Origin of the sequence: Pseudarthrobacter sp. efr-133-R2A-89 (genome assembly GCF_030209315.1) — a bacterium.
In the GTDB taxonomy this organism is placed as follows: domain Bacteria; phylum Actinomycetota; class Actinomycetes; order Actinomycetales; family Micrococcaceae; genus Arthrobacter.
The window spans coordinates 35,484-52,007 of record NZ_JARVSE010000011.1 but is presented as its reverse complement, the minus strand read 5'-3'; the positions used below and the strand labels follow the sequence as shown (position 1 = coordinate 52,007).

Annotated in this window: 16 protein-coding genes and 6 tRNA genes; 5 read left to right on the top strand and 17 right to left on the bottom strand. The window is 67.4% G+C overall.

All coding sequences use genetic code 11. The features are described from left to right. Positions 1 to 66: 66 nt before the first annotated feature. The 7 genes from QRM95_RS18520 to QRM95_RS18490 form a co-directional block, all read right to left on the bottom strand. Positions 67 to 1,401 carry an HRDC domain-containing protein gene (locus QRM95_RS18520; protein WP_285248915.1) on the bottom strand — a complete coding sequence of 445 codons (1,335 nt, stop codon included), beginning with the start codon at positions 1,399 to 1,401 and terminating at the stop codon, positions 67 to 69. 39 nt (positions 1,402 to 1,440) lie between these two features. Continuing rightward, positions 1,441 to 2,091, bottom strand: coding sequence for a DUF3000 domain-containing protein (locus QRM95_RS18515; protein ID WP_285248914.1), 651 nt, complete (start codon positions 2,089 to 2,091; stop codon positions 1,441 to 1,443). Positions 2,092 to 2,157: 66 nt separating this feature from the next. Continuing rightward, positions 2,158 to 3,255, bottom strand: a complete 1,098-nt coding sequence (locus tag QRM95_RS18510; RefSeq protein ID WP_285249027.1) for a threonine aldolase family protein — start codon at positions 3,253 to 3,255, stop codon at positions 2,158 to 2,160. A gap of 40 nt (positions 3,256 to 3,295) precedes the next feature. Beyond that, positions 3,296 to 4,024, bottom strand: a complete 729-nt coding sequence (locus QRM95_RS18505) for an SDR family NAD(P)-dependent oxidoreductase (RefSeq protein WP_285248913.1) — start codon at positions 4,022 to 4,024, stop codon at positions 3,296 to 3,298. Further along, positions 4,021 to 5,388 carry a DUF6421 family protein gene (locus QRM95_RS18500; RefSeq protein ID WP_285248912.1) on the bottom strand — a complete coding sequence of 456 codons (1,368 nt, stop codon included), beginning with the start codon at positions 5,386 to 5,388 and terminating at the stop codon, positions 4,021 to 4,023. The genes QRM95_RS18505 and QRM95_RS18500 overlap by 4 nt, the downstream gene beginning before the upstream one ends. A gap of 170 nt (positions 5,389 to 5,558) precedes the next feature. Beyond that, complete coding sequence (msrB, locus tag QRM95_RS18495; RefSeq protein ID WP_285249026.1) at positions 5,559 to 6,035, bottom strand: peptide-methionine (R)-S-oxide reductase MsrB; 477 nt, start codon at positions 6,033 to 6,035, stop codon at positions 5,559 to 5,561. Positions 6,036 to 6,094: 59 nt separating this feature from the next. Beyond that, positions 6,095 to 6,586: a hypothetical protein gene (locus QRM95_RS18490; protein ID WP_285248911.1), complete on the bottom strand. Its 492-nt coding sequence runs from the start codon at positions 6,584 to 6,586 to the stop codon at positions 6,095 to 6,097. A gap of 157 nt (positions 6,587 to 6,743) precedes the next feature. On the opposite strand from QRM95_RS18490, the gene QRM95_RS18485 reads away from it, so the two are divergent. From QRM95_RS18485 to QRM95_RS18475, 3 genes are read left to right on the top strand one after another with little or no spacing between them, the layout of a single operon-like run. Continuing rightward, a complete protein-coding gene (locus QRM95_RS18485) occupies positions 6,744 to 7,997 on the top strand; it encodes an alpha/beta hydrolase family protein (protein ID WP_285248910.1) in 1,254 nt (417 codons plus the stop codon). A 1-nt stretch (position 7,998) separates the two neighbouring features. After that, positions 7,999 to 9,570, top strand: coding sequence for a succinic semialdehyde dehydrogenase (locus tag QRM95_RS18480; RefSeq protein ID WP_285248909.1), 1,572 nt, complete (start codon positions 7,999 to 8,001; stop codon positions 9,568 to 9,570). Positions 9,571 to 9,608: 38 nt separating this feature from the next. Further along, positions 9,609 to 10,433, top strand: coding sequence for an SDR family oxidoreductase (locus tag QRM95_RS18475; RefSeq protein ID WP_285248908.1), 825 nt, complete (start codon positions 9,609 to 9,611; stop codon positions 10,431 to 10,433). Here the strand turns inward: QRM95_RS18475 and ybaK are convergent. The 3 genes from ybaK to QRM95_RS18460 are packed head-to-tail and all read right to left on the bottom strand — an operon-like array spanning position 10,430 to position 12,371. Then, the gene (gene ybaK / locus QRM95_RS18470; RefSeq protein WP_285248907.1) at positions 10,430 to 10,942 is read right to left on the bottom strand and encodes a Cys-tRNA(Pro) deacylase; all 513 of its coding nucleotides are present in this window, start codon (positions 10,940 to 10,942) and stop codon (positions 10,430 to 10,432) included. The two genes, QRM95_RS18475 and ybaK, sit on opposite strands and share 4 nt — an antisense overlap. Before the next feature lie 13 nt (positions 10,943 to 10,955). Further along, positions 10,956 to 11,417: a SufE family protein gene (locus QRM95_RS18465; protein WP_285248906.1), complete on the bottom strand. Its 462-nt coding sequence runs from the start codon at positions 11,415 to 11,417 to the stop codon at positions 10,956 to 10,958. Positions 11,418 to 11,447: 30 nt separating this feature from the next. After that, the gene (locus QRM95_RS18460) at positions 11,448 to 12,371 is read right to left on the bottom strand and encodes a sulfurtransferase (protein WP_285248905.1); all 924 of its coding nucleotides are present in this window, start codon (positions 12,369 to 12,371) and stop codon (positions 11,448 to 11,450) included. Positions 12,372 to 12,586: 215 nt separating this feature from the next. Here QRM95_RS18460 and zapE point away from each other — a divergent pair, with 215 nt between their 5' ends. Next, positions 12,587 to 13,624 carry a cell division protein ZapE gene (zapE, locus tag QRM95_RS18455; RefSeq protein WP_133832264.1) on the top strand — a complete coding sequence of 346 codons (1,038 nt, stop codon included), beginning with the start codon at positions 12,587 to 12,589 and terminating at the stop codon, positions 13,622 to 13,624. Here the strand turns inward: zapE and QRM95_RS18450 are convergent. The 7 genes from QRM95_RS18450 to QRM95_RS18420 all read right to left on the bottom strand — a co-directional run bounded on the left by QRM95_RS18450 (position 13,621) and on the right by QRM95_RS18420 (position 15,959). Then, positions 13,621 to 14,853, bottom strand: a complete 1,233-nt coding sequence (locus QRM95_RS18450) for a benzoate/H(+) symporter BenE family transporter (protein WP_285248904.1) — start codon at positions 14,851 to 14,853, stop codon at positions 13,621 to 13,623. The genes zapE and QRM95_RS18450 overlap by 4 nt on opposite strands. Before the next feature lie 162 nt (positions 14,854 to 15,015). Then, positions 15,016 to 15,279 carry an antitoxin gene (locus QRM95_RS18445; protein WP_285248903.1) on the bottom strand — a complete coding sequence of 88 codons (264 nt, stop codon included), beginning with the start codon at positions 15,277 to 15,279 and terminating at the stop codon, positions 15,016 to 15,018. A gap of 147 nt (positions 15,280 to 15,426) precedes the next feature. After that, positions 15,427 to 15,498 (bottom strand) — tRNA-Val (locus tag QRM95_RS18440). A gap of 31 nt (positions 15,499 to 15,529) precedes the next feature. Then, positions 15,530 to 15,602, bottom strand: a tRNA-Gly gene (locus QRM95_RS18435). 57 nt (positions 15,603 to 15,659) lie between these two features. Beyond that, a tRNA-Val gene (locus tag QRM95_RS18430) sits at positions 15,660 to 15,731 on the bottom strand. Between the two features lie 37 nt (positions 15,732 to 15,768). Beyond that, positions 15,769 to 15,839: transfer RNA gene (locus QRM95_RS18425), tRNA-Cys, on the bottom strand. A 47-nt stretch (positions 15,840 to 15,886) separates the two neighbouring features. Continuing rightward, positions 15,887 to 15,959, bottom strand: a tRNA-Gly gene (locus QRM95_RS18420). Positions 15,960 to 16,354: 395 nt separating this feature from the next. On the opposite strand from QRM95_RS18420, the gene QRM95_RS18415 reads away from it, so the two are divergent. Continuing rightward, positions 16,355 to 16,426 (top strand) — tRNA-Val (locus QRM95_RS18415). Positions 16,427 to 16,524 lie beyond the last annotated feature (98 nt).

Genomic DNA, 16,524 nt, shown 5'->3' with positions numbered 1-16,524 from the left:
AGCATGGCGTCGGTTCCACCGATGTTACTCGCGAGTAACTTAGGCCGCAAGGGCCGGAGGGTTTGGTTACTGGCCGTCCGCGGCGGCAGCGGGTTTGGGCTCCCTGGGCGGCAGCGGTTGCGGGTTCAGGAAAGCCTCCACGATCAGCGGCGCCGCCAGTTCCACCTGCCACCGGCGGGCGCCGAGCGTCCGCAGTTCGGCGGAAATGGATTCCTCCGTGACCTCGGCAGGCGGGCGCCAGGCCACGCGCCGCAGGAAGTCCGGCGTCAGCAGGTTCTCCAGCGGCAACATCAGCTCCTCCGCCTTCTCCTGGAGCAGCGGCCGGGCGGTGGCCAGTCGGGCGGCGGCCTCCGGATCCCGGTCTGCCCAGACCCGCGGCGGTGGTGGGGCGTTGGTGGCCAGGTGCAGGGGAGGCAGGTCCTCAAGGTCCCGCGCGGCGGCAATGCACCGGAGCCAGCGCGGTGCCTCGCGCTGCGCCGCCCGGCCGTGGAAGCCCTTGGTTCCCAGCAGCTGGGGCACCGTGGCGGGCATGGCCTTGGCCGCTGCCACGAGGGCGGAGTCGGGAATGAGCCGGCCAGGCGCGACGTCGCGCTTCTGCGCGAGGGAGTCGCGTTCAAGCCACAGCTCCCGGACCGCGGCAAGCTGCCGGCGGTCCCGGATCTGGTGCAGGCCTGAGGTCTTCCGCCAGGGATCCACCCGCGGGGGAGCGATGCCGGCCTCAAGGATGGCGGCGAACTCCTGCTCCGCGTACTCCAGCTTCCCGTCAGCCTGCAGCAGCTCGATGAGTTCCTCGCGCAGCTCCGCGAGGACCTCGACGTCGAGGGCGGCGTAACGCAGCCAGGGCTCGGGAAGCGGACGCGTGGACCAGTCGGCCGCGGAGTGCTCTTTGGCCAGCCCGAACCCCAGCAACTGTTCGATCACGGCGGCAAGGCCCACCCGGGGCAGCCCTGCCAGGCGTGCGGCGAGTTCGGTGTCGAAGAGTTTGTCCGGCCACATGCCGAGTTCGGAAAGGCAGGGCAGGTCCTGGCTGGCGGCATGCAGGATCCACTCGACACCGCGCAGGGCGTCATTGATGATGCCCAGGTTCCCGAAGGGTTCGGGGTCGATCAGCCAGGTTCCGGCTCCTTGGCGGCGGATCTGGACCAAGAACGCCCGTTGGCCGTAGCGGAATCCGGAGGCGCGCTCGGCGTCCACCCCCGCCGGTCCGGTGCCGGCGGCGATGGCGGCGGCGCAGCGCTCCAGGCCGGACTGGGTTTCGATGACCAGGGGAACGCCGTCGCGGGGCGAGTCAAGGTCGATGATTTCGGGGATGGGGCTGTCGAAGCCCTCCACGGTGATGTGGGGTGCGGCAGCAGCAGCCGGGACGCCGGCTGTGGTGTTTTCCGGAATGTTTGGGGTCATGGTGTCCCCAGTTTACCGGGCAGGTCCGTCAAAGCCCGGTCAGCTTCGGCGCCGGTGCGGGAGGGCGGTGACGCCGTCGGGGAGCGGCGGCAGCCCGGCGAAGGTGCACACCATGTCCGACCACGCCTCCAGGTGCGCCTGGACATCGGAGGAATCCGGTGTCCAGGAAGCCCGGAGTTCGATGTCAATGGAGCCCGGGCGGCCGGCCAGGGTGCCGAAGCTTTCGGAAAGGACACGCGTGGCGGTGCCGCCGGCCGCCCGGTAGGCCGCCTTGTGGTTTTCGAGCGCTTCCACCAGCCAGGTCCAGGCTACGGTTCCCAGCATCTGGTCGTTGCCCATGTCCGGTTCGAGTTCAGCGCGGATATAGGTGACGATGCGGAACTCACCGTCCCAGACAGCCGAGCCGTCGGGGTCGTGGAGCAGGATGAAACGCCCCGTGGCGAGTTCCGTTTCGTCCTCGTCCCCTGAGGCCGGGGCCGCGGCGAAGGCCATGGCTGCCGGGCCGTGGACCGGAGTTGAGGGGGCGCCGGCGCCGGGCGCCATGACCTCGGCGCCCAGCGCGACGGCGAAGGGTGCCAGGCGTGCGGGTGCCGGGATCTCGGCGAGGCGCAGTTCCTTGCGGCACTGTGCCTTCCTGAGGGTTCCCAAGGCGTGGAGGAAAGCCGGGGGAACCTGGTCAAGTGCGTTCACCTTGGCAGATTACGGGGCCGGACGCGGCACAGCGGGAAGGCTCGCCGTCGCGGGCCGGTCACCCGGTTACCCGGTCCGGCCGTCCCGGTAGTCCCGGAGTTCGTGCCGGATCGCGGCGGCAAAGGCATCGACGTCCTCCTCCGTGGTGTCGAAGGAGCACATCCACCGGACTTCGCCGGCGGACTCGTCCCAGTCGTAGAAACGGAAGGAACCGCGGAGCCGGTCGGCCACGCCGGGAGGAAGGACGGCAAATACGCCGTTCGACTCCGTCTGCTGGGTGGGCCGGACCCCGTCGATGGTGTCGACGGCGGCGCGGAGCCGGGTTGCCATGGCGTTGGCGTGCGAGGCCGAACGCAGCCACAGGTCGCCTTCGAGCAAGGCGATGAACTGGGCGGACAGGAAGCGCATCTTTGAGGCAAGCTGCATGTCCATCTTGCGCAGGTATACCAGGCCGTGTGCCGCCTCCGGGTTCAGCGCCACCACCACCTCGCCGTAGAGCAGCCCGTTCTTGGTGCCGCCGAAGGAGAGGATGTCAACTCCCGCATCACTGGTGAAGGCCCGCAGCGGGACGCCCAGGTGGGCGGCCGCATTCGCCAGCCGCGCCCCGTCCATGTGCAGTTTCATGCCCTTTGAGTGGGCGTGGTCGGCAATGGCACGCACTTCCTCCGGGGTGTAGCAGGTGCCCAGTTCCGTGGTCTGGGTGATGGAGACAGCCAGTGGCTGGGCGCGGTGCTCGTCACCCCAGCCCCAGGCCTCCCGGTCGATGAGTTCCGGTGTCAGCTTGCCGTCGGGGGTGGGGACGTGGAGCAGCTTCAGGCCCCCGACGCGTTCGGGTGCGCCGTTCTCATCCATGTTGATGTGGGCGGTGGAGGCGCACACCACGGCGCCCCAGCGTGGAAGCAGCGACTGCAGCGACACCACATTGGCGCCGGTGCCGTTGAAGACCGGGAAGCATTCAATGCCCGGGCCAAAGTGGTCAACCATCAGTTCGTGGAGCCGCGCGGTGTAGTCGTCTTCGCCGTAGGAGACCTGGTGCCCCTCGTTGGCGGCGGCCAGGGCTGCCAGGATCTCGGGGTGGACCCCTGAGTAGTTGTCGGAGGCGAACCCGCGCACGCCGGGGTCGTGCAGCCGCTGCGGGGCGCGTGTTTCTGCTGTTGTCGTCATTGGATTGCTCACGCTTTCAGTGTAGGGACAGTCGCGGCGGTCAGTCCGCCAGCCGGAGCCGGGCACCGTTCAGTTCGGCGGCGGGCGTGCCAAGCAGCCGGACGACGGCGGCGGCGAGGTCAGCCACGTCCGTCGCCCCGGGGAAGGACCGTTCCGGATGCTTGCGGCGCAGTCCGTCGTCCACCAGGGCTTTCACTGCCAGAACGACAGCGGCCGCCTGTCCGCCGCCGTCCATCGAAGCCTTTCGGAAGCCGTCCGCCATGGCCATGGTCCAGGCTTCAGCGGCGGCCTTGGCGGCCACGTAGCTGGCCAGTGCCGCGGTTGGCTTCTCGAGTGAGGTGGAGGACACCATCGCGAAGCGGCCGTGGGCGGAGGCGGCCATGTCGTCGAAGAAGACGCGGGAGACGTTGCGCAGGGTGGTGATGGCGCCGCGTTCCAGGAACTCCCAGTCGTCGTCGGACTGGTCGGCGATGCCCGTGGTGCCCCGCCAGCCGCCCACCAGGTGGATCACCGCGTCGACCGTCCCCAACGCGCGGCCGACGTCGTCACGCAGCTGGCGGACCTCGGCCAGCGCGGCGAGGTCGCACGTGAAGGGTGTGACGCCGTCGCCCGCCTCCCTTGCGGCCGCCTTGATGCGGGCTGCATCCGAACCCACCGTGGCCACCCGGTGCCCGGCGGCGGCCAGGGCCCGGGCAACGGCAATTCCGGACGCACCGCTGCCGCCGGTGACCAGTACGGTCAATGCCGTGCCGTCCGGCAACTGGCTCACAGTGCTGACCGGCCGGTGATTCCGGCGGTCGATTCGATGACCGGGCGCATCTTCTTCTCCAATGCTTCGTAGAACATGGACAGCGGGAATTCGTCGTCCAGCACCTGGTCCGTCAGTCCGCGCGGGGTTCCAGCCAACGGCAGTGCGTCAGGTCCCTTGGCCCAGACAGAGGCCGGGTTAGGGGTGACGGTAGCCGACACCAGCTGGTATGCGGCCAGCCAGTGTGCTGTCTTGGGCCGGTCGATCGAGCGCCAGTAGAGTTCGTCGATGCTCTCGCCCAGGGCGATCACGGCGTCTGCGACCTCGTCCCAGTCGATGGTCAGGCGGGTGTCCGTCCAGTGCAGCACATGCTGCTGGTGGAGCCAGGCGAAGAGGAGCTGGCCGCCCAGGCCGTCATAGTTCCGGACCCGGCTGCCGGTGATGGCGAAGCGGAAGATGCGGTCGAAGATGATGGCGTACTGCACCAGCTTCGCGTGGCGCCGGGCTTGCGGGTCGGCGTCGTCGTCCTTCTCGATCCGGACCGATTCGCGGAAGGCGGTGAGGTCGCAGCGGAGTTCTTCGAGGGAGTACAGGAAGTAGGGCATCCGCTGCTTGATCATGAACGGATCGAAGGGCAGGTCGCCGCGCATGTGCGTCCGGTCGTGGATGAGGTCCCACATGACGAAGGTGGCTTCGGTGAGGTCCTGGTCGGCCAGCAGTTCGGCGGCGCCTGGAGGCAGTTCCAGCGAGGTAATGTCCGCAGCGGCCTTGAGGACGCGGCGGAACCTCGCTGCTTCGCGGTCTGCGAAGATGGCGCCCCAGGTGAAGGTGGGAGTTTGGCTGACGGCCACGGTCTCGGGAAAGAGCACGGCGGAGTTGGTGTCGTAACCGGGGGTGAAGTCCAGGAAGCGGATGGGGACGAACAGCTTGTTCGAATAATCCCCGGCCTCCAGGCCGGCAATGAATTCGGGCCAGATGACCTCGATCAGCACGGCCTCCACCAGCCGGTGGCTGCTCCCGTTCTGGGTATACATGGGGAAGACCACCAGGTGCTGGAGGCCGTCCTGGCGCTGCTGCTGGGGCTGGAATGCCAGCAGTGAGGCCAGGAAGTCAGGCACAGCGAATCCGCCGGCTGCCCACGCGGAGAAGTCCTGGCGAAGGGCGTCCAGGTAGGCCGCGTCGTGGGGAAACGCGGGAGCGAGGGCCTGGATGGCGTCGACGATGGCGGACACATGCCGTGAGGCCTCGGGGTGGTTTCCGGCCTCGGGAACCGAGCCGTCCTGGGCCTGGAAGGCCTGCAGGGCGGTTGCGGCGCCCTTGAGCCGGAGCCAGTCTTCGTTCCGGGCGGAAATTCCCGCCACAGCGGTGGTCAGGGCCTCTGTCATCGTCGGCTGCCTTTCTGGTTGCTTGCTTCTCTGGCGAGCGTAACAAGCAACCAGAATGACTTATGCCCGGCAGCGCTAAGCGTAAGAAACTGTTGGCCTTCCGGTGCTTCCGCGATCCTCAAGGCCTGCATGGAACTGGTTGATTGGCACCAGCGTGAGGGGGACCGCGCCTACGTCCTGGACGGGGCGCCGTCCGGGCTTTCCTTCTCCACGAGCCGCAGGGACACGGAATTGATGCAGTACCGCTGGTCCGTGGGAGTGCCGTAGCCTTCCCCCTCGAACACATGGCCCAGGTGGGAGTCGCACGCGGCGCAGCGGACCTCCACGCGGTCCATGCCCAAGGTCCGGTCGTGGATGTACCGCACGGTGCCCTCGGCCAGGGGGGCCCAGAACGAAGGCCATCCGCAATGGGAATCGAACTTCTCATTGCTGGTGAACAGTTCAGTCCCGCAGGCGCGGCACTGGTAGACCCCGGCCGTATGCGTGTCCCAGTATTCGCCGGTGTAGGGGCGTTCCGTGCCGGCCTGGCGGAGGACCCGGTACTCCTCCGGTGTCAGTTCTTCCCGCCATTGGGCATCGCTCTTCTGCGCGGGCGATTCCGTCGCAGCGCTTGCCGTGGTGTCAGCTTGCCCGCCGGCGTCCACCATGCCCGTTGCCTTATGACCGAAAATGCTGTTTCCAAAGATGCTCATGGCATTACCAACGCTCAGGAGTCGCCGATAAATCCCGAACCCGCGTACAGGTGGAGGACGGGAACGCCGAGCTGGTCCTGGGCCTTGTTGGCCCAGTCGGTGTGGAACGTATCCGCCACGGCGTGCGGCCGCGTGATCACCACCGCCTGCGAGGCACCGGTTTCCTTGACCTTGGCGACGAGGCTGTCCACCGCCTTGCCGGCCACCACCTGGCCGGTGACCCCTGAGCCCAGCCCCGCCAGTGCTGCGAGGGAGGCTGCGAGTGTCTCATCCGCATGGGCCCGCTCGGCGGCGTCATCCGGAGTGCCGCCCGCAAGCTCCCGGAACGCCTTCGCCACATCCAGCATGGAAAGGTTTTCCAGGAAGTCCACCAGCAGGTGACGCTCGGTGTTGGCCGGCACCAGGACCACCAGGCTGCTGTCGGACCCGTCCACGAGCTGTTCGATGTTCAGGCGGTCGTCCGCGCCCAGGGGTTCTTCTGTCAGGATGATGATTGGATCACTCATGGCCATAGCCTAGTCGGGCCCGCGCACGCCTGCACCGCGCCCCGCGGACACCGGCGGATTGCCGCAGGGCATGCCGCAGCCGGCAGGGAATGCGGGTATCTGACTCAACGCCGGTAAGAATAGAGCCATGGCACCTTTCCGGCGAGCGCGCCCTGCAATGACTGCACCCACCCGGGACTCCGGCGGGATGTCGCCGGGAGCGAAGTGGGCAGTGGGCGGGGCGGTTGCCGGCGGGTCACTGGCCGGCCTCCTGGGAGCCGGGTCCTCCGCCCTCGCCGTTTACTTCGCGCGCAGGGTGATCACTCCGGCGCGGCAGCGGGCGGCGGACAAGGAAGTCCTGGCCGTCATCCGTGACGGCCACAAACAGCAGGTGATCCTGGCAGCCAACGAGGACACCACCGTTGACGGTGTGTACGGCTTCTTCTTCGACGGCGGCAAGGGCCACGCCAGGATCGGCCGGATCGTGTCCTATTCGCCCGCGGAGCGGACAGTCCTGCGCGAGGTGGAAGCCGTCTACAGCGGGGACCTTTCATCGGCCCGCTGGGGGTGGTGGAGCGGCGCGATCTATCCTGACCCGGCCGCGGCCGGGATTCCGTTCGAGGATGTGCCCATCCCCGTGGAGCGCGGCGAGGCGCCCGCCTGGCTGGTGCGGGCCAAGGGGGCTGCGCGGACGTGGGCCATCATGGTCCACGGCCGCGGCGCAACGCGGCAGGAAGCCCTGCGAGCGGTGGGCCCGGCCCTGGAACTGGGCCTGACCAGCCTGCTGGTGTCCTACCGGAACGACGGCCTTGCGCCGTCGGCCGATGACGGACGCTACGGGCTTGGTTCAACGGAATGGCAGGACATCGAAGCCGCCATCGAGTACGCCCTGGCCAACGGCGCAGAGGAAGTGGTCCTGTTCGGCTGGTCCATGGGCGGGGCCATCTGCCTGCAGACTGCGGACCTGTCCCGCTACCGGCACCTGATCCGGGCCATGGTGCTCGATGCGCCCGTCATTGACTGGGTGACGGTGCTGGCCCACCACGCCCAGCTGAACCGGATCCCCTCGCTGGTGGGGCGGTACGGGCAACTGATGCTGGGGCATCCGCTGGGACGCCGGCTCACCGGCCTCTCGGCTCCCGTTGACCTGAAAATCATGGACTGGGTGTCCCGGGCCGTCGAGCTGCGGACCCCCACGCTGGTCATCCACAGCGTGGATGACGAGTACGTGCCCTATGGACCTTCGGCCATGCTGGCCGAGCGCAATCCCGAAATGGTGACGTTTGAGACGTTCAACCACGCGCGGCACACCAAGGAATGGAACGTTGATCCGGAGCGCTGGGAGCGCCTGGTCAAAGCGTGGCTCCGGCAACAGCTCGCCCCCCGGCTCAATCCGGGATCGGTTGGCCGGGCTGCCCCGGCCGGAGCCTGAGATGGGCGCGCCGGACGGCGTCGCCGCCTTGACCGCCCGGGGCCGGGAGCTGGCCGGCGGACTGCAAGGGCTGGTGTCCGCGGCACCGGGCCGCCCGCGGCACGCCACGAATGCACCGTTCGACGGCTCGCCGGTAGGGGACGTCCCGGTATGCAGCACCGCCGACGTCGAAACGGCGGTCGGCACTGCCCGCGAGGCACAGCGCGGCTGGGCGGCCAGGCCGGTAGCCGAACGCCGGGAAGTCATCAGGCGGTTCCGGGAGCTCCTGCTGGACCGGGAGCAGGACGTCCTGGACCTGGTCCAGGCCGAAAGCGGAAAATCGCGGTTGAGCGCCTTCGAAGAGTTTGCGGACGTCGTGATGACGGCGGACTATTACGCACGCACTGCGGAAAGGTACCTCCGGCCGCGCCGCCGGAAGGGCGCACTGCCGGTCCTGACCCGCACCACCGAATACCTGTTGCCCAAGGGCGTGGTGGGCATCATCAGCCCGTGGAACTATCCGTTGACGCTCGCGGTCTCGGACGCCATTCCTGCATTGTTGGCCGGAAACAGCGTTGTCCTGAAACCGGATTCGCAGACCCCGTTCACGGCCCTCCTGATGCTCAGGCTGCTCCGGGATGCCGGACTCCCAACAGCCCTGTTCCAGGTGGTGACGGGGCCCGGTACGGAGATCGGCCCCGCGCTGATCGGGCAGGTCGATTTCCTGATGTTTACCGGATCGTCGGAAACCGGCAAGACCGTCGCCCGGCAGTGCAGCGCCCGGCTCATTGGCTTCTCCGCCGAACTTGGCGGCAAGAATCCCATGCTCGTGCTGGCAGATGCGGACGTTGGCCGGGCCGCCGCGGGTGCGGTGCACGCCTGCTTCTCAAACTCCGGCCAGCTGTGCGTCAGCATTGAACGGATCTATGTGAACGCGGCAGTCCACGACCCCTTCGTGGCCGCCTTTACCGCCAGGGTGAAGGGCATCCGCCTGGGGGCGGGCCCCGACTGGGACATCGGCATGGGCTCGCTTATCAGCCAGGCACAGGTCGATCGGGTGGACCGCCACGTCCAGGACGCGCTCGCCAAGGGCGCTGAACTTATCGCCGGCGGCCGCCCGCGGCCTGACCTGGGGCCGCTTTTCTACGAACCCACCGTCCTGGCAGGCGTGACCGATGACATGCTCATGGCCCGCGAAGAAACGTTCGGTCCGGTAGTTGCCATCTACCGGGCGGCCGACGACGACGAAGCAGTCGCCCTGGCCAACGACTCCGACTTCGGCCTGAACGCCAGTGTCTGGTCCGCCAGCCACGGCGAAGAGGTTGGCCGCCGGCTGATGACGGGCACAGTCAACGTCAACGAAGGCTATGCCGCCACCTGGGCCTCCCATGACGCACCGATCGGCGGCATGAAGGATTCCGGGGCAGGGCGCCGCCACGGCCGGGAAGGCATGCTGAAGTACACCGAGCAGCAGACCATTGCGGTGCAGCGGCTGCTGCGGGTGGCTCCGGCTGCGGGGACGTCGAACAAGGCATACGCCCGCATCATGAAACGGGCCATCACCCTGATGGGCCGACTCCCCAGAGGCCGCTAGGACATTGTCCGTGGCGCCGAAATCCCAGGAGGACTGACATGGCCAAAGGAACCCGGCTTTCCGGTGCAACGCTGCTGGTCACGGGAGGCGGGCGCGGGCTCGGCCGGCGCCTGGCGCTCGGTGCCGCCGGACGCGGGAGCCGGGTGGTGATCTGGGACATTGACGCCGAACGAGGTGCAGCAGTCAGGGACGAAATCCGCGCCGCCGGCGGCTCCGCCGAAGCACAGGCCGTGGATGTCACCGACAACCAGGCCGTCAAGGCTGCCGCAGAGCTGGCAGGGCCCGTGGACATTGTGGTCAACAACGCCGGCGTGGTCAGCGGCAGGAGGCTCCTGGAGGCCGCGGACCAGGACATCGAACGGACCATGCAGGTCAACGTCCTGTCCCTGTACTGGGTCACGCGCGCGTTCCTTGGCGGCATGGTAAGCCGGCGCCGTGGAACCGTGGTGACCGTCGCCAGCGCCGCGGCCCTGGTGGGAGTTGCCCGGCAGACGGACTACTCTGCCAGCAAGTTCGCCGCGTTCGGCTTCGACGAGTCCCTCCGCGCTGAGCTCCGGGCCGCGCACACGCCGGTGAACACCCTGGTGGTCTGCCCCTATTACATTGACACCGGGATGTTCGACGGCGTCCGCACCCGGTGGCCGCTGATCCTGCCCATCCTCAAGGAAGAGCAGGTTGCAAGCCGCGTCCTGGACGCCATCGAGGCCGGCCGCCGCAAGCTGTTCCTGCCGCCGGTCGTCAACCTGCTGCCCGTGCTGCGGATCCTTCCGGTCGGTGCCTTCGACCGAATCATGGACGTGTTGGGGGTCAACCAGACCATGGACCACTTCACCGGCCGTTCCGGGCAGCGCCCGCCCGGCTAAGGCGCGGGATGTCCGGAAGTGACGGAGCTGATGGGAGCTGCCACGGCGTTCGTGAGCCGGATCAGGTCCGCGGGCGCCAGTTCGATGTCCAGTCCGCGCCTGCCGCCGGAGACCAGCAGGGTCGCCATTGCCAGAGCGCTCGAATCCAGGACAACGGGGGAGGACAGACGCTGGCCGAGGGGCGAAATGCCGCCCAGGACATAGCCGGTGCGCCGCTGGGCGGCAGCGGGATCAGCCATGGATGCTTTCTTTGCCCCGAGCGCCGAGGCCATTGCCTTGAGGTCGAGGGTTCCGCTGACCGGCACGATGCCCACGGCAAGCCTCCCCTCCACGTCCACCATCAGGGTCTTGAAAACCTTGGACGGATCGATTCCCAGGGCGGCGGCTGCCTCTGCGCCGTAGCTGCCTGCGCCTGGGTCATGGTTGTACGGGTGCAGCACAAAGGGAACCCCGGCCGCGGTCAGTGCCGCGGTGGCCGGGGTTCCCTGGAAAGCATTCTTTCGCGCCATCGGGTGGACGCGGTCAGCCGTGGAGGCGTGAAGCGGCGGCCACCTTGCGCTTGATCCGGCCCAGCATGGCCGTCATGCCCCGCATGCGGAGCGGGGTGATGGCCCGGGTGAGGCCCAGCAGTTCCGGCATGTCATCGGGGACGGACAGGATTTCCCCGGCGGACAAGCCATCCAGGCCCTCGTGCAGCACACCGGCAAACCCCCGCGTGGTGGGAGCCTCTGCCGGGGCCTTGAAGTAGAGGTGCACCACGCCGGCCGGGCCGTCGTCGGTCTTCTCCGTCTCGATGGTGAGGAACAGCGGTGACTGGCACTCCACCACCTGCTCAAGGAGTTCAGGGTGGTCCTTGAGGCGGTCGGGCAGTTCAGGCAACCCCTCCGAGAACTCCAGCAGCAGCTGGAGCCGCTCGGGTTCGGACAGGGCCTGGAAATCGTCCACGATCGCCGCCAGGGCGGTGGGCAGAGCTTGAGTAGTCATCGTTCCAAGTCTACGCGGGCACGCCGGCCGTCAGGCCCCGACGCCGACCGGAACGGAACCGCGCTCGGCGCCCTTGACGATCGGCACGCGGACGGCGTTGCCCCATTCCGTCCAGGAACCGTCGTAGTTGCGGACGGTCTCGAAGCCCAGGAGGTACTTCAGGGCGAACCAGGTGTGGCTGGACCGCTCGCCGATCCGGCAGTACGCCACCACATCGTCGCCCTCGGCCAGCCCGGCCTCGCCAAGGTAAATGGCTTCGAGTTCCTCGCGGCTGCGGAAGGTCCCGTCCTCGGCGGCCGCACGGGCCCACGGGATGGATGCGGCAGTGGGGATGTGGCCGCCGCGCAGGGCGCCCTCCTCCGGGTAGGCCGGCATGTGCGTGCGCTGGCCGGTGTATTCCTCGGGGGAACGGACATCGATCAGCGGCTTGCCCAGGTGGGCCAGGACATCGTCCTTGAACGCGCGGATGGGTGCATCCTCGCGCTCCACCACCGGGTAGCTGCCAGGCGCGGGGGAGGGCTTGTCCCTGGTCAGTTCGCGGCCCTCGGCAACCCACTTGTCACGGCCGCCGTCGAGCAGCCGTACGTCCTGGTGGCCGAACAGCGTGAACACCCACAGGGCGTACGCGGCCCACCAGTTGGACTTGTCGCCGTAGATCACCACGGTGCTGTCCCGGGAAATGCCCTTCGACGCCGCGAGTTCGGCGAAAGCTGCGCCATTGACGTAGTCGCGGGAGACGTCGTCGTTCAGGTCCGTGTGCCAGTCGATCTTGACGGCACCGGGGATATGACCGGTTTCGTACAGCAGCACGTCCTCGTCGGATTCGACCACGATGAGCTCGCCGTTGGCTACCGCGCCGCCTTCGATGGCGGCGGCCAGCCACTCCGTGGAAACGAGCCGCTCGGGGTGGGCATAGGCTGCGAACTTCTCATTCTGTTCAACCGGGTAGGGCATGGCGTTGGCCTTTCACTAAGGGCACGGAAAACCGTGGGACCGGCATTGGAACCTGTTCCCACCCTAGCCAGCGCCCCCGGCGTTGTCCGTATTCCGTTAACAGGACGAAATGTTGGCTTGGTCACGCGGCCGTGGCGGGCATAACGCCCACCCCGGGTGCGGTCCCGGTTGCCGGTATCCTTTCTGGGGACAAACCACGAGCAGAACGGACCACCTTGGTACAGATCGAACAGCTTGCCGCCCGTACGCCGGCAGTTTCGGTGGACGAGCTCCTCAAGGGCTTCTACCCATCGCCGCGGTTCGGGGAGGTTTCCTTTTCGAGCTACCGCCCCGACCCAAAGCAGCCAAGCCAGGCCGCAGCAGTGCGCGCCCTTGAGGAATTCGCCGGCGGCGTGGGAGCGGGCAATGGGGGAGGGCTGTTCAAGAAGCTCTTCGGCAAGAAGGACGAATCCAGGGCGGGCATCTACCTCGACGGTGGATTCGGCGTGGGCAAGACCCACCTGCTCGCATCGCTCTGGCACGCCGCGCCCGGTCCCAAGGCCTTTGGCACGTTCGTGGAGTACACCAACCTGGTGGGCGCCCTGTCCTTCCGCAAGACCGTGGAAGCACTGAGCAGCTACAAGCTGGTCTGCATCGACGAATTCGAACTCGACGATCCGGGCGACACCGTCCTGATGTCCCGGCTCATGCGGGAACTGGCCGACGCCGGCGTCAAGCTCGCGGCCACGTCCAACACCCTCCCCGGCTCCTTGGGCGACGGCCGTTTTGCGGCGGTGGACTTCCAGCGCGAGATCCAGGTGCTTGCTGACCAGTTCGAGGTCATCCGCATCGACGGCGAGGACTTCCGGCACCGCGGCCTTCCCGCTGCCCCGGCCCCGCTGAAAAACAGCGAACTGAACACGCACATGAAAGCGGAGTTCGACGGCAAGACAGTGGCGCAGGATGAGTTCGCCACCCTGATCCACCACCTGGCAGGCGTGCACCCCAGCCGCTACCGGCAACTGATCGACGGCATCGACGGCGTGGTGTGGCGGAACGTGGAAACCATCAGCGAGCAGGCCGTGGCGCTGCGGTTCGTCGTCCTGGCGGACCGGCTCTACGACAAGGACGTTCCCATCCTGGCCAGCGGTGTCCCGTTCGACAAGCTGTTCACCGAGGAAATGATGACCGGCGGATACATGAAGAAGTACTTCCGTGCCGTGTCCCGCCTCACCGCGCTGGCCCGTGAAGGCCAGAACCACGAACCCTCCTAACTTCCGGTCCCCTCCGGGGCGGTCCGCCGCCGTGGAACCAGCACCGCCCGCACCGCCAGACCGGCAAGGAGCGCCCAGAATGCGGATCCGATTCCGGCGAAGGCCAGGCCGGACGCCGCCATCAGGAAGGTGACCGCGGGAGCAATCCTGTCTTCCGGGTCCGCCAACGCGGCCGACACCGCCGAGGCGAGGGTCCCCAGCAGGGCGAGCCCGGCCACGGCTTCCAGCATCCCCGCCGGTGCCGCACCCACCACGGCCACCAGGGTAGCGGAAAACGCGGCCAACAGCAGGTACGCGGGGCCGGACACGAAACCGGCGATCCAGCGCCTGCTCCGGTCCGCGCCCGCTTCCTCGCCTGCGGCAAGGGCGGCGCTGAGCGCTGCAAGGTTGATGGCGTGGCCGCCGAACGGTGCCCCCAGGACGGTCCCCGCACCCGTCACCAGCATGGCCTGCCGCCACGGGGTTTCGTATCCGAACGACCGCAGGACTGCCACCCCGGGGACGTTCTGCGATGCCATGGTCACCACGAACAACGGGATCGCGATGCCCACCAAAGCCTGCAGGGTGAAGGCGGGTGTGGTCCACACCAGGGTGGGCATGAGGGTCGCCGTGCCGAGGGCAGTCCCGCCGGCCGCGACGTGGATCCCGATCACCAGCACGGCGACCAGCAGGGCGGCCGGCACGGCCCACCGGGGAGCGAACTTCATCATCACCAGCCAGCACAGGACCACGGGGGCAACAAACAATGGAACCGTGCCCAACGCCTTGAAGGGCGCCAGGCACAACTGAAGCAGGACACCTGCCAGCATCGCCTGCGCAAGCGTGGGCGGAATGGCTGCCATCAGCCGGCCGAGCGAGGGCACCAGTCCGGTCAGTGCCAGCAGTACCCCCGCTACGAGGAAGGCCCCGACGGCGGCCGGCCAGCCGCCGTCGGGCGTTCCCGAAGCTGCCAGCAAAGCGGCGCCCGGCGTTGACCATGCCAGCGTCACTGGAACCCGGGAGCGCCAGGCAAGCAGCAGCACACCAAGCCCGACGGCGAGCGTGACCGCCAGCAGACCGGATGCAGCCTGGGCAGGATCGGCACCCACCGCCCTCAGGCCGGCGAGGACCACAGCAAATGACGACGTGAAGCCCACCAGCGCCGTGACGATTCCGGCGGCCACCGGCCGGGAATCCAGCCGGGACCGCCCACCGGGGGCTGTTTTGGGAGATGCTGCGGACTTTGGCATACCGGCAGGTTACCGGCGTGGCGCGGCCAACCAGGAATTCGGTGCTCCACGGGTTGCCCGCAGCGGGGGCCCGCCCTTTAAACGACAAAGGTGCAGGTGCCGCCTCCCGGCGGGACCTGCACCTCCTTGACGTGCCGGGGCAAGGGCCCCTGGCCAAATCCTCTACGGCGTCCTGTCAGCCGGCGGAACCGGGGTTTCAGGAGCAACCGGGGGAACCGGCCCGGCGGCAGGTGCCTGGCCGGGAGTTCCGTTCTTGTCAACGAGCTTGGAAGCGCCATCCTGGATTTTGTCGACGTGGCCCGCGTACTTGCCGCCGGTCTTGGTGTCGACGAAATCGCCGGCCTTGGTGATGCCGTCCTTGATGGCTTGCTCGTTGCCTTGGATCAGACCCTGAGCCTTGCCCTTTAGATCGTCAAGTAAACCCACGAGCACCTCCCTTCGATCGCGGAGCCAGGTCGCTCCTCGCGCAATCGATCCTAGCCGCGGCGGGAAGGCATGCCAAGGAAATCCCGTTCGCCCGCAGCGTATCCCCGGGCAACAAAAAAGCAGCTCCGGAGAGCTGCTGCATAAGTGTGGGCGATACTGGGATCGAACCAGTGACCTCTTCCGTGTCAGGGAAGCGCGCTACCGCTGCGCCAATCGCCCGGAACCGGAAGACCGGTATGGGATAAAAGAGAGCGGACGACGAGATTCGAACTCGCGACATCCACCTTGGCAAGGTGGTGCTCTACCAGCTGAGCTACGTCCGCATTTTGCAGCTTGTCCCGGATATTCCGGTGGTACTGCCGGCAAGTTTCCTTGCCGAGTGGGCGATACTGGGATCGAACCAGTGACCTCTTCCGTGTCAGGGAAGCGCGCTACCGCTGCGCCAATCGCCCATTGCCTCCGGTAACCCGGAAACCATGGTTTTCACCGAGGTGGGTACGGGATTCGAACCCGTGTATACGGCTTTGCAGGCCGCTGCCTCGCCTCTCGGCCAACCCACCGTGTTAGCGTCAATTCCGAAGAATATTTGCTGTGACAGTGTCCTGCGAGCGGACGACGAGATTCGAACTCGCGACATCCACCTTGGCAAGGTGGTGCTCTACCAGCTGAGCTACGTCCGCATTTTGGAGGCTTGATTCCCTGCCGTTTCCGGCATTTCCTCGCGTTCCAACGAGTAAAAACAATATAGGAGGTTCCGGGATTCTCCAAATTGCCTCCGGCCGGCAATGGTCATGCGGCTCCGCTTCGGCGTCATGACGCGGATTTTGTGACTTACAAGCGTGTAATTCGACCGTGGCCGGGATCCGGCGGAAGCGGCCGCGGGGGCTCACCCTGGTGCCTCCACCATGGTGCGTTTGCCGCGCATAGGTTCCGCGGGCCCACCGTCCACCTCGACCCGGGCCTCTCTCGAGGGGGACGGAAGCAGTGCCCAGCCCCCGACCCCCGGGCATGCGTCCTGCCTCGGGAAGCCGATTTTTGAAATGTCCGGAAGGTCGGCTAGCATTCAAATGCATCGGGGCGATTGGCGCAGTGGTAGCGCGCTTCGTTCACACCGAAGAGGTCACTGGTTCGAACCCAGTATCGCCCACCGCAAAGGTCCGTTTCCGCTCATACGCAGCGGAGACGGACCTTTTTTGCGTTCGGATCCAGCGTCCGGAGATTTTGTCGGCCCCCTGTGAAAGAGTC

Excerpts from the sequence above, each read along its gene's own strand:
- QRM95_RS18520 (WP_285248915.1), bottom strand. The coding sequence starts at position 1,401 with ATGACCCCAAACATTCCGGAAAACACCACAGCCGGCGTCCCGGCTGCT.
- QRM95_RS18510 (WP_285249027.1), bottom strand. The coding sequence starts at position 3,255 with ATGACGACAACAGCAGAAACACGCGCCCCGCAGCGGCTGCACGACCCC.
- QRM95_RS18500 (WP_285248912.1), bottom strand. The coding sequence starts at position 5,388 with ATGACAGAGGCCCTGACCACCGCTGTGGCGGGAATTTCCGCCCGGAAC.
- msrB (WP_285249026.1), bottom strand. The coding sequence starts at position 6,035 with ATGGTGGACGCCGGCGGGCAAGCTGACACCACGGCAAGCGCTGCGACG.
- QRM95_RS18490 (WP_285248911.1), bottom strand. The coding sequence starts at position 6,586 with ATGAGTGATCCAATCATCATCCTGACAGAAGAACCCCTGGGCGCGGAC.
- QRM95_RS18485 (WP_285248910.1), top strand. The coding sequence starts at position 6,744 with ATGACTGCACCCACCCGGGACTCCGGCGGGATGTCGCCGGGAGCGAAG.
- QRM95_RS18480 (WP_285248909.1), top strand. The coding sequence starts at position 7,999 with ATGGGCGCGCCGGACGGCGTCGCCGCCTTGACCGCCCGGGGCCGGGAG.
- QRM95_RS18475 (WP_285248908.1), top strand. The coding sequence starts at position 9,609 with ATGGCCAAAGGAACCCGGCTTTCCGGTGCAACGCTGCTGGTCACGGGA.
- ybaK (WP_285248907.1), bottom strand. The coding sequence starts at position 10,942 with ATGGCGCGAAAGAATGCTTTCCAGGGAACCCCGGCCACCGCGGCACTG.
- QRM95_RS18465 (WP_285248906.1), bottom strand. The coding sequence starts at position 11,417 with ATGACTACTCAAGCTCTGCCCACCGCCCTGGCGGCGATCGTGGACGAT.
- QRM95_RS18460 (WP_285248905.1), bottom strand. The coding sequence starts at position 12,371 with ATGCCCTACCCGGTTGAACAGAATGAGAAGTTCGCAGCCTATGCCCAC.
- QRM95_RS18450 (WP_285248904.1), bottom strand. The coding sequence starts at position 14,853 with ATGCCAAAGTCCGCAGCATCTCCCAAAACAGCCCCCGGTGGGCGGTCC.